At 68.1% G+C, this 26,956-nt stretch carries 27 protein-coding genes and 1 other RNA gene; 17 read left to right on the forward strand and 11 right to left on the reverse strand.

Going from position 1 to position 26,956, the window contains the following annotated elements; all coding sequences use genetic code 11:
- Positions 1-13 precede the first annotated feature (13 nt).
- Positions 14-1,024, forward strand: a complete 1,011-nt coding sequence (locus tag NFH66_RS00080) for a glycosyltransferase (protein ID WP_349607361.1) — start codon at positions 14-16, stop codon at positions 1,022-1,024.
- Between the two features lie 20 nt (positions 1,025-1,044).
- On the opposite strand, the gene NFH66_RS00085 is transcribed toward NFH66_RS00080, so the two are convergent.
- Together NFH66_RS00085 and NFH66_RS00090 are read right to left on the reverse strand one after the other, a co-directional pair.
- Entirely contained in the window at positions 1,045-1,860 is an 816-nt protein-coding gene (locus NFH66_RS00085; RefSeq protein ID WP_349607363.1) for a glycosyltransferase family 32 protein, read from the reverse strand.
- Positions 1,861-1,931: 71 nt separating this feature from the next.
- The gene (locus NFH66_RS00090) at positions 1,932-2,642 is read right to left on the reverse strand and encodes a 3-deoxy-D-manno-octulosonic acid kinase (RefSeq protein ID WP_349607365.1); all 711 of its coding nucleotides are present in this window, start codon (positions 2,640-2,642) and stop codon (positions 1,932-1,934) included.
- Here NFH66_RS00090 and NFH66_RS00095 point away from each other — a divergent pair.
- Genes NFH66_RS00095 through waaA form a run of 3 tightly spaced genes read left to right on the forward strand, consistent with a single transcriptional unit; the run spans position 2,641 to position 6,439 of the window.
- Positions 2,641-3,729, forward strand: coding sequence for a glycosyltransferase family 9 protein (locus tag NFH66_RS00095; RefSeq protein ID WP_349607367.1), 1,089 nt, complete (start codon positions 2,641-2,643; stop codon positions 3,727-3,729). The genes NFH66_RS00090 and NFH66_RS00095 overlap by 2 nt on opposite strands.
- Positions 3,730-3,731: 2 nt before the next feature.
- Positions 3,732-5,162 (forward strand): bifunctional D-glycero-beta-D-manno-heptose-7-phosphate kinase/D-glycero-beta-D-manno-heptose 1-phosphate adenylyltransferase HldE, encoded by a 1,431-nt coding sequence (hldE, locus tag NFH66_RS00100; protein WP_349607369.1) that lies wholly within the window; start codon positions 3,732-3,734, stop codon positions 5,160-5,162.
- Entirely contained in the window at positions 5,162-6,439 is a 1,278-nt protein-coding gene (gene waaA / locus NFH66_RS00105) for a lipid IV(A) 3-deoxy-D-manno-octulosonic acid transferase (RefSeq protein WP_349607371.1), read from the forward strand. The genes hldE and waaA overlap by 1 nt, the downstream gene beginning before the upstream one ends.
- Before the next feature lie 24 nt (positions 6,440-6,463).
- Here waaA and rpiA read toward each other — a convergent pair whose 3' ends face one another.
- The gene (rpiA, locus tag NFH66_RS00110; protein ID WP_349607373.1) at positions 6,464-7,153 is read right to left on the reverse strand and encodes a ribose-5-phosphate isomerase RpiA; all 690 of its coding nucleotides are present in this window, start codon (positions 7,151-7,153) and stop codon (positions 6,464-6,466) included.
- 227 nt (positions 7,154-7,380) lie between these two features.
- On the opposite strand from rpiA, the gene ilvA reads away from it, so the two are divergent.
- The gene (gene ilvA / locus NFH66_RS00115; RefSeq protein ID WP_349607374.1) at positions 7,381-8,895 is read left to right on the forward strand and encodes a threonine ammonia-lyase, biosynthetic; all 1,515 of its coding nucleotides are present in this window, start codon (positions 7,381-7,383) and stop codon (positions 8,893-8,895) included.
- Between the two features lie 323 nt (positions 8,896-9,218).
- Here ilvA and NFH66_RS00120 read toward each other — a convergent pair whose 3' ends face one another.
- From NFH66_RS00120 to NFH66_RS00130, 3 genes are all read right to left on the reverse strand, one after another.
- Positions 9,219-9,851 (reverse strand): 5-formyltetrahydrofolate cyclo-ligase, encoded by a 633-nt coding sequence (locus tag NFH66_RS00120; RefSeq protein WP_349607376.1) that lies wholly within the window; start codon positions 9,849-9,851, stop codon positions 9,219-9,221.
- A 19-nt stretch (positions 9,852-9,870) separates the two neighbouring features.
- Positions 9,871-10,055, reverse strand: a non-coding RNA gene (gene ssrS, locus NFH66_RS00125) — 6S RNA.
- Between the two features lie 54 nt (positions 10,056-10,109).
- A complete protein-coding gene (locus NFH66_RS00130; protein ID WP_282042047.1) occupies positions 10,110-10,412 on the reverse strand; it encodes a cell division protein ZapA in 303 nt (100 codons plus the stop codon).
- Between the two features lie 207 nt (positions 10,413-10,619).
- Between NFH66_RS00130 and NFH66_RS00135 the strand changes: the two genes are divergently transcribed.
- The 4 genes from NFH66_RS00135 to NFH66_RS00150 all read left to right on the forward strand — a co-directional run bounded on the left by NFH66_RS00135 (position 10,620) and on the right by NFH66_RS00150 (position 15,200).
- The gene (locus tag NFH66_RS00135; protein ID WP_349607378.1) at positions 10,620-11,198 is read left to right on the forward strand and encodes a UPF0149 family protein; all 579 of its coding nucleotides are present in this window, start codon (positions 10,620-10,622) and stop codon (positions 11,196-11,198) included.
- A 26-nt stretch (positions 11,199-11,224) separates the two neighbouring features.
- Positions 11,225-12,562, forward strand: a complete 1,338-nt coding sequence (gene pepP, locus NFH66_RS00140; RefSeq protein ID WP_349607380.1) for a Xaa-Pro aminopeptidase — start codon at positions 11,225-11,227, stop codon at positions 12,560-12,562.
- A gap of 68 nt (positions 12,563-12,630) precedes the next feature.
- Entirely contained in the window at positions 12,631-13,863 is a 1,233-nt protein-coding gene (gene ubiH, locus NFH66_RS00145; RefSeq protein ID WP_349607381.1) for a 2-octaprenyl-6-methoxyphenyl hydroxylase, read from the forward strand.
- A 74-nt stretch (positions 13,864-13,937) separates the two neighbouring features.
- Positions 13,938-15,200 carry a UbiH/UbiF/VisC/COQ6 family ubiquinone biosynthesis hydroxylase gene (locus NFH66_RS00150; protein WP_349607383.1) on the forward strand — a complete coding sequence of 421 codons (1,263 nt, stop codon included), beginning with the start codon at positions 13,938-13,940 and terminating at the stop codon, positions 15,198-15,200.
- A 13-nt stretch (positions 15,201-15,213) separates the two neighbouring features.
- Here the strand turns inward: NFH66_RS00150 and NFH66_RS00155 are convergent, their stop codons facing one another.
- The 3 genes from NFH66_RS00155 to gpmI form a co-directional block, all read right to left on the reverse strand.
- A complete protein-coding gene (locus tag NFH66_RS00155; protein ID WP_349607384.1) occupies positions 15,214-16,533 on the reverse strand; it encodes a S41 family peptidase in 1,320 nt (439 codons plus the stop codon).
- Positions 16,534-16,603: 70 nt separating this feature from the next.
- The gene (locus tag NFH66_RS00160; protein WP_349607385.1) at positions 16,604-17,746 is read right to left on the reverse strand and encodes a murein hydrolase activator EnvC family protein; all 1,143 of its coding nucleotides are present in this window, start codon (positions 17,744-17,746) and stop codon (positions 16,604-16,606) included.
- An 8-nt stretch (positions 17,747-17,754) separates the two neighbouring features.
- The gene (gene gpmI, locus NFH66_RS00165) at positions 17,755-19,314 is read right to left on the reverse strand and encodes a 2,3-bisphosphoglycerate-independent phosphoglycerate mutase (RefSeq protein WP_349607386.1); all 1,560 of its coding nucleotides are present in this window, start codon (positions 19,312-19,314) and stop codon (positions 17,755-17,757) included.
- Between the two features lie 296 nt (positions 19,315-19,610).
- Between gpmI and NFH66_RS00170 the strand changes: the two genes are divergently transcribed.
- The 8 genes from NFH66_RS00170 (at position 19,611) to ruvX (ending at position 25,177) form a co-directional block, all read left to right on the forward strand.
- Entirely contained in the window at positions 19,611-20,033 is a 423-nt protein-coding gene (locus NFH66_RS00170; RefSeq protein WP_349607388.1) for a rhodanese-like domain-containing protein, read from the forward strand.
- A 30-nt stretch (positions 20,034-20,063) separates the two neighbouring features.
- On the forward strand, positions 20,064-20,576 hold the full coding sequence (gene secB, locus NFH66_RS00175) for a protein-export chaperone SecB (protein WP_161431738.1): 513 nt from the start codon (positions 20,064-20,066) through the stop codon (positions 20,574-20,576).
- Positions 20,577-20,610: 34 nt separating this feature from the next.
- On the forward strand, positions 20,611-21,354 hold the full coding sequence (locus tag NFH66_RS00180) for a 16S rRNA (uracil(1498)-N(3))-methyltransferase (RefSeq protein WP_349607390.1): 744 nt from the start codon (positions 20,611-20,613) through the stop codon (positions 21,352-21,354).
- Positions 21,355-21,447: 93 nt separating this feature from the next.
- The gene (locus NFH66_RS00185) at positions 21,448-22,152 is read left to right on the forward strand and encodes a CvfB family protein (RefSeq protein WP_349607392.1); all 705 of its coding nucleotides are present in this window, start codon (positions 21,448-21,450) and stop codon (positions 22,150-22,152) included.
- 44 nt (positions 22,153-22,196) lie between these two features.
- Entirely contained in the window at positions 22,197-23,165 is a 969-nt protein-coding gene (gene gshB, locus NFH66_RS00190) for a glutathione synthase (RefSeq protein WP_349607394.1), read from the forward strand.
- Between the two features lie 14 nt (positions 23,166-23,179).
- Entirely contained in the window at positions 23,180-24,097 is a 918-nt protein-coding gene (locus NFH66_RS00195) for an energy transducer TonB (protein WP_349607396.1), read from the forward strand.
- Between the two features lie 17 nt (positions 24,098-24,114).
- Positions 24,115-24,687, forward strand: a complete 573-nt coding sequence (locus NFH66_RS00200; RefSeq protein WP_232912975.1) for a YqgE/AlgH family protein — start codon at positions 24,115-24,117, stop codon at positions 24,685-24,687.
- 31 nt (positions 24,688-24,718) lie between these two features.
- Positions 24,719-25,177 (forward strand): Holliday junction resolvase RuvX, encoded by a 459-nt coding sequence (ruvX, locus tag NFH66_RS00205; RefSeq protein WP_232912974.1) that lies wholly within the window; start codon positions 24,719-24,721, stop codon positions 25,175-25,177.
- Positions 25,178-25,181: 4 nt separating this feature from the next.
- On the opposite strand, the gene NFH66_RS00210 is transcribed toward ruvX, so the two are convergent.
- Both NFH66_RS00210 and NFH66_RS00215 read right to left on the reverse strand, forming a co-directional pair.
- Positions 25,182-25,814, reverse strand: coding sequence for a hypothetical protein (locus NFH66_RS00210; RefSeq protein ID WP_349607398.1), 633 nt, complete (start codon positions 25,812-25,814; stop codon positions 25,182-25,184).
- Between the two features lie 74 nt (positions 25,815-25,888).
- Complete coding sequence (locus NFH66_RS00215; protein WP_349607399.1) at positions 25,889-26,917, reverse strand: aspartate carbamoyltransferase; 1,029 nt, start codon at positions 26,915-26,917, stop codon at positions 25,889-25,891.
- Between the last annotated feature and the right edge of the window lie 39 nt (positions 26,918-26,956).

Consider the following 26,956-nt stretch of genomic DNA (forward strand, 5'->3'; position numbering starts at 1 on the left):
AAGTGGGGGTGGCATGGAACACGATGCCGCCTTTATGGCCGAAAAGATTAACCAATATCTCGGCGAATGCCTTCTGATAGTTCGGCGTGGTACTTGGCTTGAGAGTTTTGCTAAAGATAATGAAGTTCCCAGCGTTAGTATTTCCTTTCGCGGAAACTTTAGTTTTCAAGCAATTCGTCAACTTCGGCGCTTATGGCATCGCGAAGAGATTCGCAATGTTATCTTCCTGGGTTCCTCGGAGATTCGCTCGATCCATTTCAGTTTATCTCCTCCAGTGGAGCGCTTCATTGTGCGACATGGCACCACTAAGAGCTCATCCAAAAAGGATATTGTGCATCGCCTCATCTGGTCACGAGTCACGGCACACTGGTGTATAAGCGAACATCTCAAGCGTAATGTTGAAGCACTGTTTCCCGTGGGGCGCGCCAAGGTTTTCGTTAACTATGTGGGTTTGGGTGATAAACTGACTTGTTTGCCGCATGCCAAACCGCTGAGCTGGGATGATGATGTGTTGCGTCTAGTGCATGTGGGTAGGCTGGTGCCAGGCAAGGGGCAGCGCGATGCTTTGGAGGTGATTGCACAGCTGAACGCCCGTGGTGTACCAGCAACATTAACACTGTATGGCAGTGGGCCTGATAGAGCCGAACTGGAAGCACGAATTGAAAACCTCTTTCTGTCTTCAGTGATTACAATTGCAGGGCATGTGGTACACCCTTACCAGTACTTCAGTGACTTCCACGGGATTCTTTACCCCAGCTATGGTGAAGGCTTTGGTAACGCTTTCGTCGAAGGGCTGGCGACGGGAATGCACGGCTTTAGTTATGACAATACTGTATTTCCGGAATTGAAAGCACTGGGATTGGACTTTCATATGGTGCCTGATCGTAATATAGAGGCTCTAGTGGATGCTATCGAGAAGGTTTGGCAACGACGTGAGGCGCTGCCCGGAGGTAATGTGGTAAAGTGTCGGTCTTTGTTTTCAGCTGATCAGGAGATGGTAGTTCTTGCTGACTATCTGGTGTGAGAGTTGGCGATTGCACGCGGCTACAGCGAGCGCTTGGTGTTTGATTGGACATCTTTTTCCAGTGGCCTGACCACCGAGGTGGTGCGTTGCTGTAGGTTCCACTTTCCTTCGACCTTGTCGATGTACTGGAAGTACTGGTTAGTGAAACTGCCTTGGTTGACTGCATGGCGGTAGGACACTGTAGGTATCTTGTCGACTTCTAAAATTTCGTTGAAGACACCGGGACCAGTGATGTGGAAGACGTTGTTTAGTGAGGCCTCCTCGATATTTTTTACTATCTGGTCGATTAGCATCTTGAGCTTTGGGTTGCCAGGTACGCTTGCGATGAAGTAATTGCTGAGCTCTCCGCGGCGGGTGGTCACGTAGAGCTCCTCGCTTTTGTTGCCAATCACCCGAGAGAGCGGCCAGATCTGGTGGGCGTCGATGTCCAGATAGACGCCTCCAAACTTGTGCAGCACCAGCAGGCGCCACAGGTCAGCCTGGGCGGCACCAATCTGCAGCCGATCATAGTGTGGAAGGACATCAGGGTAGTGCTCGGCGATGAACTCCCGCCGAGCCTCGGTGATCATGAAGCGGTATTCGAAGCGCGGCGCCATAATCCGGTTGAACAGGTAGTTCAGGTACACCGGTAGTGTGACTCGGTTGGTGAAGTTGGTTTGCCAGATAATACGTGGTATGCGGCTCGGCTTGCTGTTTTCCAGCAACGGAGCGGCGCACTCCGGTAGTGTGAAGCGCTTGTCGGGGAGGCTCCAGTGGTAGGGATAACTGAGTACCTTGGTAATGTTGGCCGTCAGCTTGATCAGGCGGCTGGTGGCGACGATCAAAATTTTTTTCACGATAACCTCAGGTTTCAGACGGGTAGATACCCTGAACTTATGATTTTCCGATTCTTGGTGTGAACAAACGCTTAGCCGAGCGCGTAGCCCTTTCGAATCGCTGTCATGGCGTCAGGAGCCCCAAACTTTACCAGTGAGCGCTCGAGTCGCTCGAGGTTGCGTTCTTTCCAGGCGCCATCAGGGCGCAGCCGGCAGCGGTCGAGGTCGATCAGCCACACCTTGCCTCCTTCATCCACCAGCAGGTTGCGGGCGTTGAGGTCGACATGGTCGAGGCCGACGTCGTGGAAGCGGCGGATGGTGGCACCGACGCGTTGCAGCAGGTCGTCATCGGCTTCGCCGTTCTCCAGCAGGCTGGCCAGTGCGCGGGCACCGGGAATGCGCACGGTGATCAGGGCGGCTGAGTAGGTCAGGCCATGATGGCTGACATCGGCGGCCACCGGGCGGGGCACCGGCAGGCCGCGGGCATGCAGGTCTACGGTCAGGCGCAGCTCGCGGAAGGCGCGGGTGCGCTCCAGGCCGGTCCACAGATAGCGGGCTTCGCTGAGTCGCGCCATCAGGCCTCCTCGGCGGTAGGGGCGCAGTACCCACTCCTCGCCGTTACCGGCATTCAGGAACAGGCTGGCGCCGCGTCCCGGGGCCTGGCCGGTGATCCTTCCCTGCGCTTGCCACCAGCCGGGGTCGAAGGTTGACGGGCCGATTTGTGGCGCCTTGCCTGCGTCACATAAACTGTCCGCATCATATAGAATATGGGACTTTCCCGCTCTCAATGTTGCCAAGCGCATGAAGCATCCTCTGCCCGCCCAACCGCGCCACATCGGCGTGCTGCGACTCTCCGCCCTGGGCGATGTCTGTAACCTGGTGCCGACGATTCGCGCCCTGCAGCGCCAGTGGCCCGAGGCACGCATCACCTGGATCGTCGGCAAGGCCGAGCACAGTCTACTGGCGGGCCTCTCCGGGGTCGAGTTCGTGGTCTACGACAAGGCCAGTGGCCTTGCCGGCTTGCGCGCCCTGTGGCGCGAGTTGGCCGATACCCGCTTCGATGTGCTGCTGCACATGCAGCAGGCGCTGCGCGCCAGTGTGCTCTCCCTGGGGCTCAAGGCCGACGTACTGGTGGGCTACGACAGGGCGCGCGCCAAGGATGCCCAGCACTGGTTCACCCATCGCCAGATCTCTCCACGCCCGCGCGCCCATGTGCTGGAGTCCTTCCTGGACTTCGCCCGCCTGATGGGGGTCGAGGACCTGAACCTGGCGTGGCGCCTGGCGATCCCTTCCGCCGCCCGAGAGGAGGCGAGTGCCCTCACCGGGGGAGCGAGTTATCTGCTGATGAGCCCCTGTGCCAATCCGCGCTTGCGCAACTTCCGCAACTGGTCTGCCGAGGGCTACGCCGCCGTGGCCCAGCACGCCTGGGAGCAGCATGGCCTGTGCACGGTGTTGACCGGGGGGGGCAGCACCCAGGAGCGGGAGATGGGCGAGCGCATCCAGGCCCTGTGTCCGCCCGAAGCGGTGATCGACGCCATCGGTGGCACCTCGCTCAAGGCGCTGCTGGCGCTGATCGATGCGGCCCAGGCGGTGATCGCGCCGGACTCGGGCCCCGTGCATATGGCCAACGCCCTGAATACGCCCACCGTGGGGCTCTATGCCACCACTAACCCCGACCGTGCCGCGCCCTACCGCTGGCGTGACTTCGTGGTCAATCGCTATCCTGAGGCGGTACGCCGCTACCTGCACAAGGACCCCGAGGAGATCCCCTGGGGGCAGCGTGTCCGCCATCCGGATGCCATGTCACTGATCCGCGCCGATGACGTGATCGAGCGCCTCGAGGCGGCACTGCAGCACGCCATCGATCATCCCCCAGCCAAGGATGCCTGACGATGAGACTCGACCTGACTGCCCTGGAGCGCTCCCGCCTGCTGGTGGTGGGCGATGTCATGCTCGACCGCTACTGGCACGGCGGCACGTCGCGCATCTCCCCCGAGGCGCCGGTGCCGGTGGTTCGCGTCGAAGAGAGCGAGGAGCGCCCTGGCGGCGCCGCCAACGTGGCGCTGAACATCTCCTCCCTGGGCGCCCAGGCCGCGCTATCCGGACTGGTGGGTGATGACGATAACGCCGACCGCCTGGTAAGCCGCCTGGAGGCTGCCGGAGTGAGTACTCACTTCCAGCGCAGCCCGCGGGTACCCACGATTACCAAGCTGCGGGTGATGAGCCGCAACCAGCAGTTGATCCGCCTCGATTTCGAGGAGGGGCTGGGTGATGCGGACACCTCCGAGTTGCTGGAGCGGGTGGAGGCGGCGCTGCCGGAGTGTGACCTGGTGATTCTCTCGGATTACGGCAAGGGCACGCTGAACCGCGTCGAAGAGCTGATCCGCCTGGTGCGTGCCAGCGGCAAGCGGGTGCTGGTGGACCCCAAGGGCAGCGACTTCTCCCGTTACCGCGGGGCCAGTGTGCTGACGCCCAATCTGGCGGAATTCGAAGCGGTGATGGGACACTGCCGCGACGACGCCGAGCTGGCCAAGCGAGGTGAGGCCCTGCGCGCCGAGCTCGAGCTGGAGGCATTGCTGATCACCCGCAGCGAGAAGGGCATGACCCTGATCCGCGAGGGGCACGAGCCGTTGCACCTGCCGACTCGCGCCCGAGAGGTCTATGACGTCACCGGCGCCGGCGATACCGTGATCGGCGTGCTGGGCCTGGCCCTGGCCGCCGGCCACGGCTTCCCCGAGGCGATGACCCTGGCCAACCTGGCCGCCGGCCTGGTGGTGGCCAAGCCGGGCACCGCGACCCTCTCCATCGCCGAGCTCTACACCGCCCTGCACGGCGACAAGCTGGCCGAGTTCGGGGTGATCGAGGAACCGGCGCTCATCGAGGCGGTACGCGCCGCCCAGGCCCGCGGCGAGCGGGTGGTCATGACCAACGGCTGCTTCGACATCCTCCACGCCGGCCACGTCGCCTACCTGGAGCAAGCGCGCCGGCTCGGCGACCGGCTGATCGTGGCGGTCAACGACGACGCTTCCATCGCCCGGCTCAAGGGCCCCAAGCGGCCCATCAACCCCCTGGCGCGGCGCATGCAGGTGCTCGCCGGGCTCGGTGCCGTGGACTGGGTGGTACCCTTCGCCGAGGACACCCCCCAGCGGCTGATCGAGGCGGTGCTGCCCGATGTGCTGGTCAAGGGCGGCGACTACCAACCGGAGCAGATCGCCGGCGGTCAGGCAGTGCGCGACGCCGGTGGTGAGGTTCGGGTGCTGGGCTTCGAGGATGGCGTCTCCACCACGGCGATGATCTCCACCATCCTCGACCGCGAGAGCTGATGGGCTGGCCCCGGCTCGCCTACTCCACGGCGCTGCACCTGCTCGCTCGCCTGCTCTGGCGGCGCCTGCGCCGTGAGCATGGACTCACCGACCCCAGGCCATTGCGCCTGGGGAGGATTCCCGAGACCCCTCCCGACACACACATGCTATGGCTGCACTGCGCCTCGGTGGGCGAGGTGCAGGCGGCCCGCCCGCTGATCGAGGCGCTGCTCGAGCGCTATCCCGGCCACTCGCTGACCGTGACTACCATGACCGCCACCGGCGCCGAACGCGTGCGTGCGCTGGCAGACGGGCGCCAGGATGGCCGGCTGGTCCATCACTTCGTGCCCCTGGACTTCCCCCACGCTGCGGCACGCTTCGTCGAGCGCCTGCGCCCAGAGATCGCGCTGTTCTTCGAGACCGAGCTGTGGCCCAACCTGCTCCATGCCTGCCGCACCCGCGGCGTACCGGTGGCGGTGCTCAACGGTCGACTCTCCCCGCGAGCCCTGCGTGGCTATCGCCGGTTGCGCCCGCTGCTGCGCGAGGCCCTGGGCTGCGTCGACTGGCTGGCGGCCAAGTCCGATGAGGATGCCGCGCGCTTCGCCGAGCTCGGCATGGCGGCTGAGCGCACTAGCGTGGTGGGCTCGCTGAAGTTCGACATCGCACCGGAAGAGGGCGTTCAGAAGGTAAGTGAGCGCTTGCGCACACTGCTGGGGCGCCGCCAGGTTTGGGTGGCGGGCTCCACCCACGAGGGCGAGGAAGCGCTGCTGCTGGCCGCCCATGGGCGGCTGCGCGAGAGCTACCCCGAGGCGCTGTTGGTGCTGGTGCCGCGCCATCCCCAGCGCTTCGAGGCGGTGGCGAGCCTGTGCGAACAGGCCGGCCAGGCACCGGCCAGGCGCTCCCGGGGAGAGAGGCCCGAGGATGGCACCGCGGTCTACCTGGCAGACACCATGGGCGAGCTGCTGGCGCTCTATGGCGCCGCCGACCTGGCCTTCGTCGGCGGCAGCCTGGTGCCGGTGGGTGGCCACAACCTGCTGGAGCCCGCCGCCCTGGGCATCCCGGTGCTCACTGGACCGGAGCTGGCCAACTTCGCCGATGTGGCCGAGGCGCTGCGCGGCGCCGGTGCCCTGGTGGAGGTGGCCGACGAGAAGCGCCTCGCCGAGGCGCTGATCGCGCTGTTCGCCGACACGGCCGAGCGCCGTCGTCTCGGTGAGGCGGGGCGCGGCGTGGTGATGGCCAACCGCGGCGCGCTTGAACGTACCCTGAAGGGGCTGGACAGGCTGCTACTGGCGAAGTAAGTGCTTACTTCGTTTGCAGGGCCATCAGGCCGGTGTCAGGCGCTCCACGCCCTGGGCGGTGCCGAGCAGCAGCACATCGGCGCCGCGGGCGGCGAACAGGCCGTTGGTCACCACGCCGACAATGGCGTTGAGGCGCGCTTCCATGGCCAGCGGGTCGTCGATCATGAAATCAAAGCAGTCGATGATCTGGTTGCCGTTGTCGGTGACCACCCCCTCGCGGTAGACCGGGTCGGCACCCAACTTGACCAGCTCCCGGGCCACATAGGAGCGGGCCATGGGAATCACCTCCACCGGCAGCGGGAAGGCGCCGAGGCGCTCGACCCGCTTGGAGGCGTCGGCGATGCAGATGAACTTCTCGGCACAGGCGGCCACCACCTTCTCGCGGGTCAGGGCCGCGCCCCCGCCCTTGATCATATGCAAGTGAGCGTTCACTTCGTCGGCACCGTCGATGTAGAAGGGCACCGTGCCCACGGAGTTGAGCTCGAACACCTCGATGCCGTGGCCGCGCAGCCGCTCGGCGCTGGCCTCGGAGCTGGCCACGGCGCCGGCGAAGTCGTGGCGCAGCTCGGCCAGGCGGTCGATGAAGCGGTTGGCGGTGGAGCCGGTACCGATGCCGAGCACGGTGTCGCGATGCAGCTGGGGGCGAACCTCGGCGATGGCGGCCGCGGCGACGGCGTCCTTGAGCTGGTCTTGGGATAGGCCGGCCTGGGTCATGGGGCACTCTCCTTGGGTGTCGTGAATCGGCGGGATGGATGGGAAGGCGATGGGGCGACATTATAGGCCAGCGGGGACCGCGTGCCGATGCAGCTCGATCCAGCCTCGAGACTGCTCCCTGCGCCACTGGCTGGACGCCAAGGCTGCCGGAATGCTACCAATAGGGGTTGCCTCGCAGCGCAGCATGCGCGCTGCGTCCTCTCGCGTCACGCCTCTGGGATATCAGGATGCTCGAAGCTACCGTCAAGAAGATTCTCCAGGCCCGGGTCTATGAAGCCGCTCGGGAAACGCCGATCTCGCCGGCCCCCTTCCTCTCCCGTCGCTTCAACAACACCATTCTGATCAAGCGCGAGGACCTGCAGCCGGTCTACTCCTTCAAGATTCGCGGCGCCTACAACAAGATGGCCCAGCTCAGCGAGGCGCAGAAGGCCAAGGGCGTGATCGCAGCGTCCGCCGGCAACCACGCCCAGGGCCTGGCGATGGCGGCGAAGCAGATGGGCGTCAAGGCGATCATCGTGATGCCGCGCATTACCCCCGAGATCAAGGTGGCTGCGGTGCGTGCCCGGGGTGCCAAGGTGGTGCTCAAGGGCGACGCCTTCGCCGAGGCCGCCGCGCATGCCCAGACGCTGATCGAGGAGCGCGGCTACACCTATATCCCGCCCTTCGACGATATCGACGTGGTGGCGGGCCAGGGCACCATCGCCGTGGAGATCCTGCGTCAGCACGGCGGCCCGCTGGACGCCATCTTCGTGCCGGTGGGCGGCGGCGGCCTGATCGCCGGCGTGGCCGCCTACGTCAAGTACCTGCGCCCGGATATCAAGGTGATCGGCGTCGAGGCCGAGGACAGCGCCTGCTTCAAGGCGGCACTGGAGTCGGGCAAGCGGGTCACCCTTGATCAGGTGGGGGTGTTCGCCGAGGGAGTCGCCGTGGCTCAGGTCGGCAAGGTGCCCTTCGATATCGCCCGGGACCTGGTCGACGAGGTCATCACCGTCAATACCGACGAGATGTGTGCGGCGGTGAAGGACATCTTCGAGGACACCCGGGCGGTCTCCGAGACTTCCGGCGCGCTCTCCCTGGCCGGCCTCAAGAAGTATATCCAGCAGACCGGTGCCGAGGGGCAGACCCTGCTGTGCATCAATTCCGGGGCCAATACCAACTTCGACCGCCTGCAGCATATCGCCGAGCGCACCGAACTCGGCGAGCAGCGCGAGGCGATCCTCGCCGTGACCATCCCCGAGCGGCCGGGGAGCTTCAAGAAGTTCTGTCGCACCATCGGCAAGCGCATGGTCACCGAGTTCAACTACCGCTACGCCGACCCCGACAACGCCCATATCTTCGTCGGGGTGCAGGTGAAACCCGGTGGCGAGGACCGCCAGGCGGTGATCGACAGGCTACGCGAGGCGGGCTATCCGGTGGAGGACCTTACCGACAACGAGCTGGCCAAGCTGCATATCCGCCACCTGGGTGGCGGTCGTCCCAAGCAGCAGTTCGACGAGGAGGTCTACCGCTTCGAGTTCCCGGAGCGTCCCGGAGCGCTGATGAACTTCCTTACCAACCTGCCCCATGACTGGAACATCTCGCTGTTCCACTACCGCAACCATGGCGCCGCCTACGGCCGTGTGCTGGTGGGCATGCAGGTGCCCAATGGCGACCGCTCCCATGTGGAGGAGTACTTCGACGCCATCGGCTACCGCTACTGGAAGGAGTCGGACAACCCCGCCTATCGGCTGTTCATGGCCTGAAGCCTCTGCGAAGGCGCGGGTAAGCGCTGACTCGCGCCGGGAGGCTTGTCACCCGGCGGTTTCACGGCATGAACGTTGAGGCTCGGCGGTTGTCTTGGCGGCAGAGTCGGCCTATAGTCTGCGGCGTTGAATTTCTCATTACCCGGAGTCGACGATGAAGCGCAAGCCCGATGTGGTCATGGCCCTGGTGCTGCTGTTCGGTGTTGGTGTCGTGGCAACCGGTTATGCCCAGGCCCTGGTAGGAAACTGAACGCGAATTGCCGACCCCTGGCTGCAAGCAACGGGCCGATGCCAACTGGCATCGGCCCGTTCGTATTCTGGTCTCAAGGCCGTACCAGCCGAGCGTCGCTGACGATGGCGTCCAGCGGCACGTCCCACGGCTCCACCGGCAGCGAGTCGACCCGCTGACAGTCATGGGCCAGGCCGACCAGTCGCGGGCGCGGCCCCGGGTGACGGGTGAAGGCCAGGGTGCGGTCGTAGAAGCCGCCACCCATGCCCATGCGCTGGCCGGCGTCGTCGAAGCCCACCAGCGGCAGCAGGATCAGGTCCAGGGCCCAGGCCGCCAGGCGCCGGGCGCGATGGGCGCCATGACGGGTCTCGGGCTCGGGGATGCCGAAGCGGTTGCGGACCATGGGCGTATCGGCATGGTAGTGCACGAACCACAGGCGATTGCGTGACAGCGGCTTGAGCACCGGCAGATGAACCCGGGCGCCACGGTGCCGGAACCAGTCGATCAGGGGGGTGGGGTCGATCTCGCCGTCATTGGGCAGGTAGAGCGCCACGCGGCGGGCACGCTGCACTTCGGGCAGGCGGCGCAGCCTGAGGCACAGGTGTTCGCTGGCGCGTCGTCGCTGTTCGGGCGTCAGGGCGCGGCGGCGGCGGCGCAGTTCGCGACGCAACTCACGGCGTGAGCCATCGAAGCTCTCGAGAGAAAGGGGTGCGGCGGATGTCGGCATGAGAAGTGTCATGTGGACGAGGTTCCCCAGAGTGCCGCTGTCGTTCTGGCCCTTGAACCCAGTGGTTCAAGGTGGGTGGCCGCAGCCGAACCGTCAGGCTTTCCGACGCACGGACATGCACACGGGTCCGGCTAGCATATGGCCCCCTGGGTACTGCGCATAGGCTCGAGGGACGATAACGACTGGCAAACACCCCAGGGAACGCCTTCATCGTACCAGAGCCGGTGAGGGGCGGCCAATGGATTCCGGGGGCCGGGCTCAGCGCGGCTCCGGGGTGCCGGCCAGGGCCCGTTCCAGGCGCTCGCTCAGGGCGTCCAGGCTGCGCTCCCCCTCACGCTGGTTCTCCAGCGTCTCGAGCAGCTCATGGGTGATATTGAGCGCCGCCATGATGGCGATGCGCTCGCTGCCCAACAGGTTGTTCTGGGCGTGGATGCCGGTCATGGCGCGATCCAGGTAGCGGGCCGCACGCTCCAGCTTGGGCTCTTCCTCGGGGGAGCAGGCGATGACGTAGCTGCGTCCCAGCAGGGTGATCTCGGCGGTCGGCCGTGTTGCGTCGCTCATCGGGGGGCTCCGGCTCGACCCCGCGGGCCACGCTGGCCGCGCGTCCCTGGGGGCCGATGCGTTAACATCCAGTCAATACGGCATGGCCAGCCACTATAAGAGAGGCCTTCTCGAGCGGTCAACGCGCGGTGTCGATTAGCGCCCCGTCCCCGCCCGGCCAGCCACCGTCTATTCGGACACCATCCATACCAGGCACCAGGAGCCCCCATGTCCCTGATCGACGAACGCCAGGACTTTTCCACCATCGCCGACCTCTTCCTGCTCCACGGCAGCATGCAGTCACCGGCCTTCCTCGACGGGCAGCTGTGTGCCCGGCTCGCCATGCACGATATCGACCCCGCTGCCTGGCTGGAGGAGGTGTGCCTGGTGCTGGGCGTCGAGCAGCCGCGTGACGAGCCCTCCGCGGAGCGCTTCCTGGCCTGGCGCCGCCAGACCCTGGATGCGCTCTCCGGCGGCGAGCTCGGTTACGAACCGCTGCTGCCCGATGAGCTCTTCTCGCTGGCCGAGCGTGCCCGGGGCCTGAAGGAGTGGACCCAGGGCTTCCTGGAAGTGATCGAGGATGCCGGCGAGGCGCCCCGGGAGGCATGGTCCACGGCACTGCGCGAGGCGCTGGAGGATCTGCAGGGAATCGCCGCCATGCCCGCCGATCTCGAGGAGAGCGCCGAGAACGAAGGCGACCTCTTTGCCCTGGCCGAGCACGCCCGCATGGCGGCCATGCTGCTCTACACCGAGCAGCATCCCGGCAGGCCCCAGGTCGAGGATGCCGAAACCCCCACCCGCCACTGAAACACCATCATCGACAAGGAGTCCCCATGCTGCCCGAGACCCTGCCTCGCCCAGCGCCGATCGCCAATGCCGACTACCGACTGCGCCGCCAGGCGTTGATGGCCGCCCTGCCCGCCGACAGCGCCGTGCTGCTGCCCGGTGCCTCCCTGGTCACCCGATCGCGGGACAGCGAGTTCCCCTTCCGCCAGGACAGCGACTTCCACTACCTCACCGGCTTCCCCGAGCCCGATGCCCTGCTGCTGCTGCTCCCGGGGCGTGTCGAGGGCGAGAGCGTGCTGTTCTGCCAGGATCGTGACCCGACGCTGGAGGCCTGGACCGGCATCCGGTTGGGCGCCGAAGGAGCCGTCCGTGAGCACGGCGTCGACCAGGCCCTCGAGAACGCCGAGCGCGGCGAGCGCCTCGCGGCCCTGCTCGATGGTCGCCGCACGCTCTACCTGGCGCTGGACAGCGAGCAGGCGCTGGCGCTGGCCGAGGAGGTACGCGCCGAGCTGGTGTCGCGGGTGCGGCGCGGGGCGCGCCCCCCCGAGGCCTTCGCCGATGTGGCACCGCTGCTCCATGAGGCGCGGCTGGTCAAGAGCCCGGCGGAGCTGGCCCTGCTGCGGCATGCCGCGGAGATCTCGGCGCGTGGTCACATGCGCGCCATGCGTGCGTCGCGCCCCGGACTTGCGGAGTACCAGCTGCAGGCGGAGCTGGAGCATGAGTTCCGCTGGCAGGGCGGCAGCGGTCCCGCCTATGCCAGCATCGTCGGTGGCGGCGCCAATGCCTGTGTGCTGCACTACATCGAGAATCGCGCCCCGCTCAAGGACGGTGACCTAGTGCTGATCGATGCCGGGGCCGAGTTCGAGCTGTATGCCGGCGACATCACGCGCACCTTTCCGGTCAATGGCCGTTTCAGCGATGCCCAGCGGGCGCTCTACGCGGTGGTGCTGGGGGTCCAGGAGCGTGCGGTGGCCGCGGTGCGCCCCGGCACCACCCTGGCGGCGATCCACACCGAGGTGGTGCGCGGCCTGACCGAGGGGCTGATCCACCTGGGTCTGCTCGAGGGCGAGGTGCAGGCGCGCATCGATGACGAGAGCTACCGGCGCTTCTACCTGCACTCTACCTCCCACTGGCTGGGGCTGGATGTCCATGACGTGGGGCTCTATCGCCGCGATGGTGAACCCCGGCCGCTGGTCCCGGGCATGGTGCTCACCGTGGAACCGGGGCTCTACATACCCGCCGACGACGACATACCCGAGGCCTTGCGTGGCATCGGCATCCGCATCGAGGACGATGTCGTGGTGACCGACGAGGGACACGAGGTGCTGACCGCCTCCGTCCCGAAATCGGTAGAGGCTATAGAGGCGCTGTTGGCTGGTAAGTGATCGCTCCATCAGGTCTGCTTCTTTTTTTATGTAATATACATTATGAAATATTCAGCTGAGGTGGCGCCATGAGTCCCGGTACAACATCTCCTGTTACATCGGGTACGAAGACGGTGGATATCGCCATCGTCGGTGGCGGACTGGTGGGGGCCAGCCTGGCCTGTGCACTGGCACCGCTGATCGAGCGGCACGGGCTATCGGTGGCGGTGATCGAGGCGTCGCCCATCCTCGACCTGGCCTCCGCCCCCTGGCAGCCCAGCTTCGATGCCCGGGCCAGCGCGATCTCCCTGGGGACCGCCCTGCACTTCACCGACATGGGGGTGTGGCCGGAGATGGCCGAGGAGGCCGCCGCGATCCGCCGTATCCATGTCAGCGAGCGCGGCCACTTCGGTGCCACCCGCCTCGATGCCCGGGAGCTGAGCGTGGAGGCGCTGGGCCATGTGGTCCCCAATGCCTGGATGGGGCGTGTGTTGCACCGGCGCCTCACGGGGTTGCCGCTGGCCTGGTACTGCCCGGACCGGGTCGAGACGATCGAGCCGGCCGAGGGGGGATATCGCCTGGCGCTCGACTCTGGCGCCAAGCTCCAGGCCCGTCTCACGGTGCTGGCCGATGGCGGGCGCTCGGGGCTCAAGGAGCGCCTGGGCATCGCCAGCGATGCCCAGCCCTATGACCAGGTGGCGCTGATCGCCAGCGTCGAGATGAGCCGCCCCCACCAGGGGGTCGCCTGGGAGCGCTTCACCCGCGAGGGGCCGATCGCCCTGTTGCCGCTGCGCGGGCAGGCCATGGAACTGGTGTGGACCCACGCCGCGGGCGAGGAAAGGCGACGCCTGTCCCTCGCGGAGGGCGACTTCCTGGCCGAGCTGCAGGCCGCCTTCGGTGATCGCGCGGGCCGCTTTCGGCGCGTGGGCAGCCGCCACGCCTACCCGCTGAGTCTGGTCACGGCGCGAGAGACGACCCGGCCGGGGCTTGCCGTGCTGGGCAATGCCGCCCATGCCCTGCACCCGGTGGCCGGCCAGGGTTTCAACCTGGCGCTACGCGGGGTCATGGACCTGGTGGCCTCGCTGGAGGCGGGACTGGCGGCGGGACGACCGGTCGGTGATGCCGGGGTGCTCGAGGCATTCGATGCCCGGCGCGACGCCGACCGTCGCAACGTGATCCGCTTCAGCGACGGCCTGGTGAGACTGTTCGGCATCGACAGCCGGCTGCTCGGCCATGCACGAGCCGCCGGGCTGATCGGCCTCAACCTGGCCGGCCCACTGCGACGTGACCTGGCCAGGCGCGCCATGGGGTTGGAAAGGTGAGAGTTGGAGAGGTGAGGGCTGGAGAGATGAGTGCCGCACAGCAGGAGCATGAGGATGCAAGAGGGAGCAAAGGCATGAGGGATGAAGGCGGGGAGAGGGCAACCGGCCCGGGGGAAGATCACCATGAGGTGATCGTCGTCGGCGGGGGCATGGTGGGGGCCGCACTGGCGGTGCTGCTCGGCGAGGCGGGGGTCGAAGTGGCCCTGGTGGATGCTAGGCCCGCCCTGCTGGACCCCGAGGCAGTGGGGCGTGGCCGGCCGGCGCGCCGCGTGAGCGCATTGACGCCGGTCTCGCAGCGGCTGCTGGAGGGGCTGGGTGCCTGGCCGTGGATGGCGGCGCGGCGCGTGAGCCCCTACCGCTACATGCAGGTGTGGGACGCCGAGGGCAGCGGTGAGGTCGACTTCTCCGCCGACCAGGCCGGCCTGGCTGTGCTCGGGCATATCGTCGAGAACGACGTCACCCTGGCCGCCCTGGAGCGGCGCCTGGTGGCGCTCCCCTCGGTTCATCTCTGCCTGGGGGCCCGGGTCGAAGGGCTGGAGGGCGGCGCCGGGGAACGTCGCGTCCTGCTGGCCGACGGTCGGCGTTTGAGTGCCCCCCTGGTGATGGCCGCGGATGGCGCCCGCTCGCCGTTGCGCAACCTGGCGGGCATCGCCGTCAGTGAGCGCGATACCGGCCACGTGGGCTTGGTGACCACAGTGCGCGTCGCGGCGCCCCATGGCGAAGTGGCGCGGCAGGCCTTCCTGCCCGGCGGACCGCTGGCCTTCCTGCCGCTGGCGGTGGACGGGGACGAGCAGCACTGCTCCATCGTCTGGTCCACGTCACCCGCCGAGGCCGAGCGCCTGGCCGGCCTCGAACGCGAGGCGCTGGGGGAGGCGCTGGCGGCGGCCATCGACCACCGTCTGGGGCAGGTGACGGTGCTGGATGAGGCGGTGGGTTTCCCGCTGGTGCAGCGCCACGCCGAGCGTTATACCCTGCCCGGCTTCGCCCTGGTGGGTGACGCCGCCCACGGCATCCATCCCCTGGCAGGCCAGGGCGTCAACCTGGGGCTGATGGATGCCGCGGTGCTGGCCGAGGAGCTGCTGGCGGCACGCCAGCGGGGCGTGATGCCGGGTGACGAGCGGGTGCTAGCGCGATATGCCCGCCGCCGCCGCGGCGACAACGCCGGCATGCTGGCGCTGATGGACGGCTTCCGCCTGCTGTTCGGGGCGCGCCACCCGGCCCTGTCACTGGCGCGCAACCTGGGGATGAGTGGCGTGGATCGGTTGGTCCCGCTCAAGCGGCTGCTGCTGCAGCAGGCCACCGGCCAGCGTGGCCGGCTGCCTGCCAGTTGCCGCTGACCGGGGAAGCCGTTCAGCGGTCGCGCTGGCGAATCACATCGAGGGCCTTGAGCAGGTTGAGGGCCTCGCCTAGCTGGTAGTCATCGCGTAGCCGCTCGCTCAGTTCGGCCCTCTCCCGTGGGGCGTCCCGCGAGCCGAGGTGGCCCTCCAGATCGGCCTCGCGGACCCCACGGCCATTTTCGGTCACCTCCACTCGCCCCCGCACCACGCGGACATCCGGCTCGATGCCCTGGGCCTGGATGGAGCGGCCGCCGGGGGTGAAGTAGAGCGCCGTGGTGAGCTTGAGCCCCTCGCCGTTGCCCAGCGGCATGATCTGTTGCACCGACCCCTTGCCGAAACTCTCGGTGCCCATCACCACGCCGCGGCGCTGGTCCTGAAGGGCGCCGGCGACGATCTCCGCCGCCGAGGCGCTGCCGCCGTTGATCAGCACCACCAGGGGGACATCGGGGGCCGCGGTCCTGGCGTTCGCCGAGAAGCGCATCTCGGTATCCGGCAGGCGGCCCTCGGTATAGACGATCAGCCCCTCGTCGAGGAAGGCGTCGGCCACCGCTACTGCGGCCTGCAGCACGCCGCCGGGGTTGTTGCGCAGGTCGAGCACCAGGCCGTCGAGGTCGCCGTCGCGCTCCAGCTGGCGGATATGTTCGCTCACCTGGTCGCCGGTGCGGGTCTGGAACTGGCTGACGCGCAGGTAGCCGAAGCCGGGGGCCAGCAGCTCGCTCTTCACGCTCTCGGTGCGGATGTTCTCGCGCGTCAGGGTGACGCTGCGCGGCGAGCTCTCGCCCTGGCGCATGATGGTCAGCTCGATCTCGCTGCCCGGCTCACCGCGCATCAGGTCCACCGCCTCCTGCAGCGACAGGCGCTCGGTGGGCGTGTCGTCGATGCGCAGGATCAGGTCCCGGGCCTGCAGGCCCGCACGCGAGGCCGGGGTATCGTCGATGGGGGTGATCACCGTCAGCTGGCCATCCTCCATGCCCACCTCGATGCCGATGCCGCCGAACTCCCCCTCGGTCGACTCGCGCAGGCTCTGGAACGCCTCGCGGTCGAGGTAGGCGGAGTGCGGATCGAGCTCGCTGAGCATGCCGCGCATGGCGTTGCGCAGCAGGCTGGCGTCATCGACCTCCTCGACGTAGGCGCGCTTGATGCGCTCGAATACCTCGGCGAAGGTCTGGATCTCGGCCACCGGCAGCTCGTCATCGACACTCTGGGCCGATGCTGGCAGTGACAGCAGGGCCAGGGGCAGCGCCAGCAGGGTCAGCGGCAGCAGCCCGGTCAGCAGGCGCCGGGGGGAACGTGAGCGGGGAGACCTGCCCGAGTGAGGAAGCGCTGGGTGCATGCGAACTCCGCTGTTCCGAAACGGTGAGCGACCAGCATAGCCCGCCGCCGGCGTGCATGGAAAGCGACGCTCAGCGGCGGGCGATCCATGACTGGGGATCGATGGGGTCGCCGCCGCGGCGCACCTCGAAGTAGAGCGCCGGGCGTTGCTGACCGCCGCTCATGCCCACGGCTCCGATCACCTCGCCGCGTGAGACCGGGCGGCCAACCTGAGCCGTGAAGTGTTGCAGGTGGGCGTGGAGGGTCATCACCCCGTCGCCGTGGTCGATGATCAGCAGGTTGCCGAAGCCGCGCAGCCAGTCGGCGAAGACCACCCGGCCGGCATGCACGGCGCGTACCGGGCTACCTTCGCCGGCGAGGATCACGATGCCGTTGCGGTGCACCGCATCGCCGGCGCCGAAACGCGAGGCGATGTTGCCCTGGATCGGCCAGGGCAGCTCGCCGCGGGTGCGTTCGATGGCGGTGGAGGGCGGCGGTCGCTGCAGGCGGGCCAACTGCTCCTGCACCTCGCGCAGCACCTGTTCGGCGCGCTCGCGGTCCTGCTCCAGGGAGGCCAGCCGGGCCGCCTCGCCGCTGTGACGGCTGTCCAGTTCCGCGACCAGGGTGGCGCGTTCACGCATCTGCTCGGCCAGCTGGGTGCTGCGCTCGGCCAGTTCCGCGGCGAGGGCGTCGAGGCGCTCGCCGCGAGCCTCGAGCTCGAAGCGGGTCTCGGCCAGGGCCGCATCGAGGCGCGCCAGCTCGTCGAGTCGCTCGCGGCGAGCCCGGGCCAGGTGGTTGAGGTAGTGCTGGAGGCGATCCAGCCGCGCCGGATCGTCCTGGTTGAGCAGCAGCTTGAGCTGGGGCGAGCGGCCCAGGCGGTAGAGGGCGTCGAGCTGGGTATGGATGGCCTCGAGCTGGGCGGCGCGCTCGGCCTCGAGTTCGTCGCGGCGCGCCTGGAGGGTCTCCATCTCGGCACCCAGCTCGCGTCGCTCGGCCTGGAGCTCATCGAGTCGCCGGTGGGTGGCGGCCAGCGACGTCTCGATCGCCTCCAGCTGGCGCGCCGCCTCGTCGCGGGCCTCGCGGGTCGCCGATACGCGCTGGCCGGCCTCCTCGATGGCCTCACCGATGGCATCGAGACGCTCCTGCACGGCCTCTTCGCTGGGCTGGGCCGCAAGCGGCCCAGCCAGGCAGAGCATCAGCAGCAGCGTACCGAGGGAAGCGGCAGGCCTGGCCATCCGTCCGCTCAGTCGAACTCGATAAGGGCGTGGCCGCTCATCTCCTCGGGAATCGGCTGGTCCATCATCGCCAGCAGGGTCGGGGCGATGTCGCACAGGCTGCCGTCGTCGATCAGCCGCACCGAACGCTCGCCGACATGGATCAGCGGCACCTCGAAGGTGGTGTGGGCGGTCTGGGGGGCGCCGGTCTCGGGATTGACCATCTGCTCGGCGTTGCCATGGTCGGCGGTGACCAGGCAGGCCCCGCCGGCGCGCTGGATCGCCTCCACCACCCGGCCCACGCAGCCGTCGACGGTCTCGATGGCCTTGACGGCGGCGTCGAAGTCGCCGGTGTGGCCGACCATGTCGCCGTTGGCGTAGTTGCACACGATCAGGTCGAAGCGGCCCGAGTCGATGGCCTCCACCAGGCGGTCGGTCACCTCGTGGGCGCTCATCTCGGGCTTCTCGTCGTAGGTCTTCACGTCCCGGGGCGAGGGCACCAGGATGCGTTCCTCTCCCCGGTACTCCGCCTCGCGACCGCCGGAGAAGAAGAAGGTGACGTGGGGATACTTCTCGGTCTCGGCGATGCGCAGCTGGGTCAGCCCGCGGCTCTCCATGACCTCGCCCAGGGTGTTGTGCAGCGCCACTGGCGGGAAGGCCGCCGGTGCGGGGATGTCGGCGGCGTAGCGGGTCAGGGTGACCAGGCCCTCGGCGGCGAGCCGGGGATGTACGCGGCGCGTGAAGCCATCGAAGGCCTCATCGACGAAGGCCCGGGTCAGCTCCCGAGCTCGGTCGGCGCGGAAGTTCATGAACAGCGCGGCGTCGCCCTCCTCGAGGGTGATCGGCACGCCCGCCGGGCGCACGCTGGTGGCGGCCACGAACTCGTCGGTCTCGCCGCGCTCGTAGGCGGCGCGCAGCCCCGCCTCGGCGCCGGCGACCACGTGCTCGCCTACGCCCTCGGTGAGCAGGCGGTAGGCCTTCTCGACACGATCCCAGCGATTGTCACGATCCATGGCGAAGTAGCGGCCGATGATCGAGGCCACGAAGCCGTTGTCGGCGCCGACCAGTTCGGCGAGGCGCGCATTGGTGCGTTCGATGGAGGCCAGGGCGCTCTGGGGCGGCATGTCGCGGCCATCCAGGAAGGCGTGCACGAAGATGCGGGTGGCGCCGCGGCGGGCCGCCAGCTCGGCGACGGCAAGGATATGCTCCTCGTGGCTGTGCACGCCGCCCGGGGAGAGCAGGCCCAGCAGGTGCACCGCCCGGCCCGCGGCCGCGTCGATGGGCGCGGTCAGGATGGCGTTGGTGTCCAGGTCGCCATCCTCGATGGCCTTGGTGATGCGCGTGAAGTCCTGGTAGACGACTCGCCCCGCGCCGAGGTTCATGTGGCCCACCTCGGAGTTGCCCATCTGGCCGTCGGGAAGGCCGACGTGGCGGCCGTCGGTATGGATCAGGGTATGGGGGTGCTCGGCCCACAGGCGGTCCAGCACCGGCGTATTGGCGACCTCCACGGCGTTGTTGGCCGGGTCGGGGTTGTGGCCGTAGCCGTCGAGGATGATCAGGGCGACGGGGCGCGGGGGAGTGGCGGTCATGGGGGTGTCCTCGAAGCGTAGTAGGCGCGACCCTGTCCGGGCGGCGGCAGGGGCCTCTCGGGCGTGCCGATCCCGGCCCTCTCCGGGGGGGGATCTCGACGCGGAGCGTTCGGGGTCGCGGCAGGAATCGTCTTGCGGCATCATATCGCAGGCGGCATCGTGCGTCATGGCTCACCGTCGCCCGACACCCGCGGCGAGAAGGCCTGATTCGTCGGCGCCCACCTCGTGTATACTGGCGCCCGCTGCGCGCCGTCGCGCCCCTGTTTCCGTGCACCGAGACGAGAGTTTTCGCACCCATGATCGATCAGCTGTTTGAATTCGTGCAGAACCACCCGCTGCTGGTGGGCGCCTTCCTCCTGGTGCTGACCGCCTGGGTCTTCTATGAGGCGCGCAACAGCGCCGCTGGCGGCGTGACCTCCGGCGAGGCGACCCAGCTGATCAACCGCGAGGACGCGGTGGTGCTGGATACCCGCGAGGCCGGCGACTTCAAGGCCGGCCATATCGCCGGCGCCCGCAACATTCCCCAGAGCCGCATCGACGAGCGCATGGGCGAACTCGAGAAGGTCAAGGAGAAGCCGATCATCGTGGCCTGCAAGTCAGGCCAGTCCGCGGGTGTGACCGTGGCCAAGCTTTCCAAGGCCGGTTACTCTCGGGTGCTCAAGCTCAAGGGCGGCATGATGCAGTGGCAGGCCGATGGCCTGCCGGTCGTCAAGAAGTAGCATTTCCTATCGTACAAAAGGACCTTTCCCATGGCGGAAGAGAACAACCCGGGCGCCGACGGCCAGGCCGCCGGCCAGCAGGACAAGCCGCAGCTGCAGTTCGCCGTGCAGCGCATCTACGTCAAGGATATCTCCTTCGAGGCACCCAACTCGCCGTCGGTGTTCCAGCAGCCCTTCAAGCCCAAGGTGGGCCTGAACCTGGATACCACCAGCGAGAAGGTGGGTGATGGCCTCTATGAGGTGGTGATCAAGGTCACCGCCCAGGTGACCCACAGCGAGGAGGGAACCACCTCCTTCCTGGCCGAGCTCGAGCAGGCCGGCCTGTTCCGCATCACCGGCATCGAGGGCGAGCAGCTCGACCACACCCTGGGCGCCTTCTGCCCCAACGTGCTCTTCCCCTATGCCCGCGAGTGCATCGATAACCTGGTCAACCGTGGCGGCTTCCCGCCGCTGATGCTGGCGCCGGTCAACTTCGAGGCGATCTATGCGCGCAAGAAGCAGCGCGAGGCCGAGCAGGCCCAGGGCGCCGAGACGACCCAGTAACGCAGCACCGTGGCCCTGAAGTGAAGATCAAGCCATGATCAAGAGATCGCCGCGTATCCACGTCGCCGCCGACCTTCGTGTCGGCGGCGACGTCGTTCTGCCCGAGGGGCCGGCCCGCCATGTGGCTCGCGTGCTGCGCCTGGGCGAGGGGGCCGCGTTGCGGCTGTTCGACGGTGCGGGCCTCGAGGCCAGTGCGGTGCTGGTGGAGGCCTCGCGCAAGCGGGTGGTGGCGCGTATCGAGTCGGTGGCGTCCGGTACCGCCGAGTCGCCGTTGGCCGTGCACCTGGGCCAGGCGATCTCCAAGGGCGATCGCATGGACTATGCCATCCAGAAGGCCGTGGAGCTCGGCGTGGCCGCCATCACGCCGCTCTACACCGAGCATGGTGACGTGCGCCTCAAGGGGGAGCGGGAGGCGAAGAAACTCGCTCACTGGCAGGCGGTGGCGGCCAGCGCCTGCGAGCAGTGCGGACGCGCCGTGGTGCCGGCAGTGAACCCGCCACTCGCCCTGGCCGAGTGGCTGGCCGGGCGCGACGAGACGCTGCGCCTGGTGCTGCATCCGGATAGCGCCGGGGCGCTGGCACAGCAGTCGGCGCCCGCGAGCGTGGCGCTGCTGATCGGCCCCGAGGGCGGGCTGGCCGAGGGCGAGGTCGTGGCCGCCCGCGAGGCCGGCTTCGCGCCGCTCTGCCTGGGGCCGCGCATCCTGCGTACCGAGACCGCCCCGGTGGTGGCACTCAGCCTGCTGCAGTACCGTTTCGGGGACCTCGACGGGAACGGCTGACGCTGCCGCATCCCTCTTCGCCACCGCTCGACGCCGCCCATCCTTTGCCGGTCAGACCCCGGCGGCATCATCCATTTTTCAGGGAGCCCCCTCATGTCCGATTCACGTGAACCGCGCACGCCGCGCCCCGCCGCCGGGCGACGCTACCGGGCGCCGAGGTGTGACGTGGGCGAGGTGGCCTACCTGGAGGTGGTCACCGTCAACGACACCGGCGCCTTCCTCGACTGGGGGCAGCCCCGCGACCTGCTGTTGCCCTACGGGGAGCAGCGCTTCCGCCCCAGCGTCGGCAAGCGGGTGCTGGTGCGAATCTACACGGACCAGCAGGGGCGGCCGGTGGCCTCCCAGAAGCTGGAGCGCTTCGTCGCCGATGAGGCCGAGGGGCTCGCCGCCGGCGATGAGGTGATCCTGGTGATCGCCGAGCAGACCGACCTCGGCCTCAAGGCGGTGGTCAACCATCGCTTCTGGGGCGTGCTCTATCGTGATGACCTGACCCGACCGCTGCGCCGTGGCCAGCGCGTTACCGGCTACATCAAGCGCCTGCGTGACGATGGCCGCCTGGACCTCTCGCTGCTGCCCCCCGGCGAGGCGCGCCTGGACGTGGTGGGCGAGGCCGTGCTCAAGGCACTGCGCGAGAGTGGCGGCTACTTGCCGCTGGGCGACAAGAGCGACGCCGCCGAGATCAAGGCGCGCCTGGGGGTCAGCAAGAACGCCTTCAAGCAGGCCATCGGCCGCCTCTACAAGCGCCGACTGATCAGCCTTTCGCCCAACGGCATCCGGCTGGCGCCCGGCGGCGAGTAGCCGGCATACTGGCCCCATCCATACTCTTGACCGGAATCCGACCCATGAGTGAACGCGCGCTGAAGATCGGCGTGGTGATGGACCCCATCGCGGACATCACCTACAAGAAGGACACCTCCCTGGCCCTGCTGTGGGCCGCCCGGGATCGCGGCGCCACGCTGCACTATCTCGAGCCCGGCGACCTCTTCCTGCGCGATGGCCGCGCCTACGGCCGCCTGCGCGACCTCGAGGTGCATCGCGACCCCGGCCACTGGTTCGACCTGGGCGAGCCCGAGCCGCGGCCCCTGGCCGAACTCGATGTGATCCTGATGCGCCAGGATCCGCCGGTGGATACCCACTTCCTCAATGCCGTGCACCTGCTCGGCTTCGCCGAGCGCGATGGCGTGCTGGTGGTCAACCCTACCCGGGCGCTGCTGGAGTGCAACGAGAAGCTCTTCGCCCAGCAGTTCCCGCAGTGCTGTGCACCGACGCTGGTCTCCTGCAGCGAGCCCGAGCTGCGCGCCTTCCACGCCGAGCACGGCGACGTCATCCTCAAGCCGCTAGATGGCATGGGCGGCAGCGGGATCTTCCACGTCGGCCCCGAGGGGCGCAACCTGGGCGCGGTGATCGAGACCCTCACCGAGCGCGGCCAGCGCCAGATCATGGCCCAGCGCTACCTGCCCGAGATCAGGGATGGCGACACCCGCATCCTGCTGGTGGATGGTGAGCCGGTACCCTATGGCCTGGCCCGGGTGCCCATGGCCGGCGAGACCCGCGGCAACCTGGCCGCCGGTGGTACCGGGGTGAGCCGTGAGCTCACCGAGCGTGACCACTGGCTGATCCGCCAGGTGCAGCCGATGATCCGCGAGAAGGGCCTGATGTTCGTGGGCCTCGACGTGATCGGCGACTACATCACCGAGATCAACGTGACCAGCCCCACCTGCGTGCGCGAGATCGATGATCAGCGCGGCACCGATATCGCCGGCCTGCTGATGGATGCCATCGAGCGTCGTCTGGCAACGGCGCGAGGCTGAGAGGCGAGGCCGCCATGTCCCTGATCGCCGGCGACCCCATCCAGTATGCCCCGGTCACCCGGCCCTATCGGCGCTGGCTGGCCTGGTCGCTGGCACTGCTGCTGCACCTGGCGGTGATCGGCGTGGTGGCCAGCTGGCAGTTCGCCACCCCGCCGGCCGAGCGGAAAAGCCTCGATGTGGTGCTGGTGACCCGCGAAAGCGAGGCACCGGTGGAGGCCGAGGCCATCGCCGAGGTCGACCAGCAGGCCTCCGGCAGCGAGCAGGAGGAGGCACCGGCAGAGTCGCGCTCCGCCCCGGTGGAAGCCCCCGTTGCCTCACAGCAGGGGGCTACGGATGTCGACCCCGCCACGCCGGCGGAGCCCGAAGCGGCCGAACGCGTCGCCCCTGAGGCGCGCCCCGTCGAGGAGGCGCCCCCGGCGGCGGAAGCCGAGGCCGAGAACCCGATGCCGCCCACGCCCCGCGAGGCGCCCCAGGCGGCGGACGCCGAGGCCGAGCCCCAAGTTGCGGCACCCACCGCCTCGGGACGTGACCTGCTTGCCGACGCCACTCGCAGCATCCGTGAGCAGGGTCTCGCTCCCGAGTCGCCCGGCGATCCCGGTGCCCCCCGCCAGGCCGCCCAGCGTGCCGCCGAGGCGCGCTATATCGACGACTGGACCCGTCGCGTCGAGGCCTACGGCAATCGCGTGCATCCGGCGCCGCGTCATCTCCAGGGGCAGCTGCGCATTCGGGTGGTGATCGGCCGCGACGGCGAGTTGCGCCAGGCGGAGGTGATACAATCGTCGGGACATTCCGAACTCGACCAGGCGGCGTTGGATACCGTTAACGGTGCCGGCCCCTATCGTCCCTTCGATGCGGGCATGGGCAACCTGGACTCGCTCTCCATCACCCGCGTCTGGCGGTTCGGCCAAGGCAACAATTTCGGCGTGCGTTAGGACCGCCGGGGAGTCTCATGCAATCCGTGGAAAACTTCGGCCTGAAAGATCACTTCCTGCTGGCGATGCCGCACCTGGAAGATCCCAACTTCGCCGGCAGCCTCGCCTACCTGTGCGACCATGACGAGAAGGGCACCATGGGGGTGATCATCAACCGCCCCCTCGAGCTGACCCTGGAGGCGCTCTTCGAACAACTGGAGCTGGGCGGCGAGGAGAGCCCGCACCGCAACGCGCCGGTCTACTACGGTGGTCCGGTGCACAAGGACCGCGGCTTCATCCTGCACCGCGGCTCGAGCGCCGACTGGGATTCCAGCATCCAGGTCACCGAGGAGATCGCCCTGACCACCTCCATGGACATGCTCCAGGCGCTGGCCGCCGGTCGCGGCCCCGAGCACTTCCTGGTGTGCCTGGGCTGTGCCGGATGGGAGTCGGGCCAGCTCGAGGCCGAGCTGCTCGACAACGCCTGGCTCACCGTGGAGGGGCGCGGCGACATCCTCTTCGAGGTGCCGCCGGAGCAGCGCCTGGGCGCCGCCGCCGGGATCCTCGGCATCGACCTCAACCTGATGACCCGCGAGGCGGGGCATTCGTGAACCGGACGCGACGGATGGCAGGAGGGCGTTGATGGCCAGGCAGGGCGAGCGGTTGATCCTGGGCTTCGACTTCGGCACCCGACGTATCGGCGTGGCGGTCGGCAACGAACTGCTGGGCAGCGCCCGGGAGCTGGACCCGCTGCCGGCCCGGGAGGGAATTCCCGATTGGTCGCGGGTCGGGCGGCTGGTGGAGGAGTGGCAGCCGGACCTCTTCGTGGTGGGCCTGCCGCTCACCGCGGCGGGCGAGGAGCAGGAGATGAGCACGCGCGCCCGCAAGTTCGGCAAGCGCCTGTTCGGCCGCTACGGGGTACCCTGCGAGATGGTCGACGAGCGCGGCTCCACCGGCGAGGCCAAGCTGATCGCCCGGGAACGCGGCCATCGCGGCAGCTGGCGCGATGAGGGGGTCGATGGCATCAGCGCGGTGCTGATCGTCGAGCGCTGGTTTGCCGCCCGGGAGGGGCTGCCCGGCCAAGGGCCGGTGCAGCGCTGATGCCTCAGGCGGCGTCGGGACGCGTGAAGTCCTGCACCGAGACGCCGGCGAACTTCTCCAGGAAGAACACCAGGGTGGCGGGGTGGTGGAAGCGCTCCTCGAAGCTCTCGCGCTTGGCGTGGCGGCGGCGAGTCACGCTGGCGCGGAACCCGTCGCCGTCGCGGGTCACCGTGACCCGAGACTCGCGCTGCCCGTCACTTGCCTCGGCCTGCAGCGGGCCGTCACCCTCCTCCAGCAGCGCCTCCAGCCGCCGGGCGGCCTCGAGCTCCTCGGGCGTGGCCCAGAGGGCCTGGTCGCGGTCGCCGTAGCGATACAGGATCACCACCAGCAGTACCGAGAAGATCGCGCTGGCCAGCATCCAGGTGAGCAGCTCGCCGGAGAGCGACAGGTTGAGCACTGCCCACAGCTGCACCACGGCCGCCACCGCCAGCAGCGCCGCCAGGGGGCGCCACATGCGTGGATTCATGAAGCCGCGCTTGAGGATATAGCCCCACAATCCCACCACCGCCATGGCCCCCAGGGCCAGCTGAGCCAGCGACAGCGCGGTGCCGCCGCCGGCCAGCAGGGCGATGGCCCCGACCAGCAGCAGCACGGTGTAGAAGAGTGCCAGGAGCCGATAGGCGCGGTGCAGGTTCATGTCGTGGTGCCTCTTGCCGCCAGTGGGAAGGATCATCCCTCAGCATAGGCGAGCGCGGCGAAAGTGCGCGTTGCTTACAGTGCCGGGTCGTCAACGCCCACGCGCGGCGGCACGAACCAGCGTACCGGGCGCAGCTCCTGCTCGATCAGGTTGTCCACCTCCAGCAGGGTGGCGAAGATCGCCATGCGCACCGGGATGCCGTTGTCGGTCTGGCGGAAGATCGCCAGGCGCGGGTCACTGTTGAGGTCAACGTCGAGGTCGTTGGCCTCGGGTCGGCTGTCGCGGGGTAGCGGGTGCATGACCAGGGTGTCGCGCCCGCAGCGGGCGTCGAGGAAGGCGCGGTCCACGGTGAAGTCCCGGGAGAGGCTGAAACCCTCGCTCATCTCGGCGGTGAAGCGCTCCTTCTGGATGCGCGTGGTGTAGACCACGTCCACGTCGGCATAGTCCTGGGCCAGGCTGTCGCGCTGCTCGATGCGATGCCCCCGGGAGGCGACCAGGTCGACCAGGTGGCTGGGCATCTCCAGCCCCGGCGGCGCCACCAGGGTAATGCGCATGGGGGCATAGAGCGACAGCAGCTTGATCAGCGAGTGCACGGTGCGCCCGTACTTGAGGTCGCCGGTCATCAGCACGTGGGCGCCGGCCAGTCCCTTGCCCAGGCGGCTGAACTCCTTGTCGATGGTGTAGAAGTCGAGCAATGCCTGGCTGGGGTGCTCGCCGGGGCCGTCGCCGCCGTTGATCACCGGCACATGGGTGGCGGCGGCGAACTCTGCCACCGAACCGAGCTCCGGGTGGCGCATCACGATGGCGTCGCAGTAGCCGCTCATCACCCGGCTGGTGTCGTAGAGCGACTCGCCCTTGGCCATGGAGGAGAAGGTGAAGCCGGTGGTGTCGCAGACGCTGCCGCCCAGCCGGCAGAAGGCGGCGTTGAAGCTGACCCGGGTGCGGGTGCTGGCCTCGAAGAAGAGGTTGCCGAGCACCGCCCCTTCCAGCACTCGGGTGACCTGGCGCCGCTGGGCGATGGGCTCCATGCGGGCGGCGACCCGCATCAGGTGATCGACATCGTCGCGGGACAGGGAATCGACGGAGAGCAGGTGGTGACTCATCGGCGTGGCCTCGGCTGGGGCGAATGGACGGCCGCTAGT

It is taken from the genome of Halomonas sp. H10-9-1 (assembly GCF_040147005.1).
In the GTDB taxonomy this organism is placed as follows: Bacteria; Pseudomonadota; Gammaproteobacteria; order Pseudomonadales; family Halomonadaceae; genus Halomonas.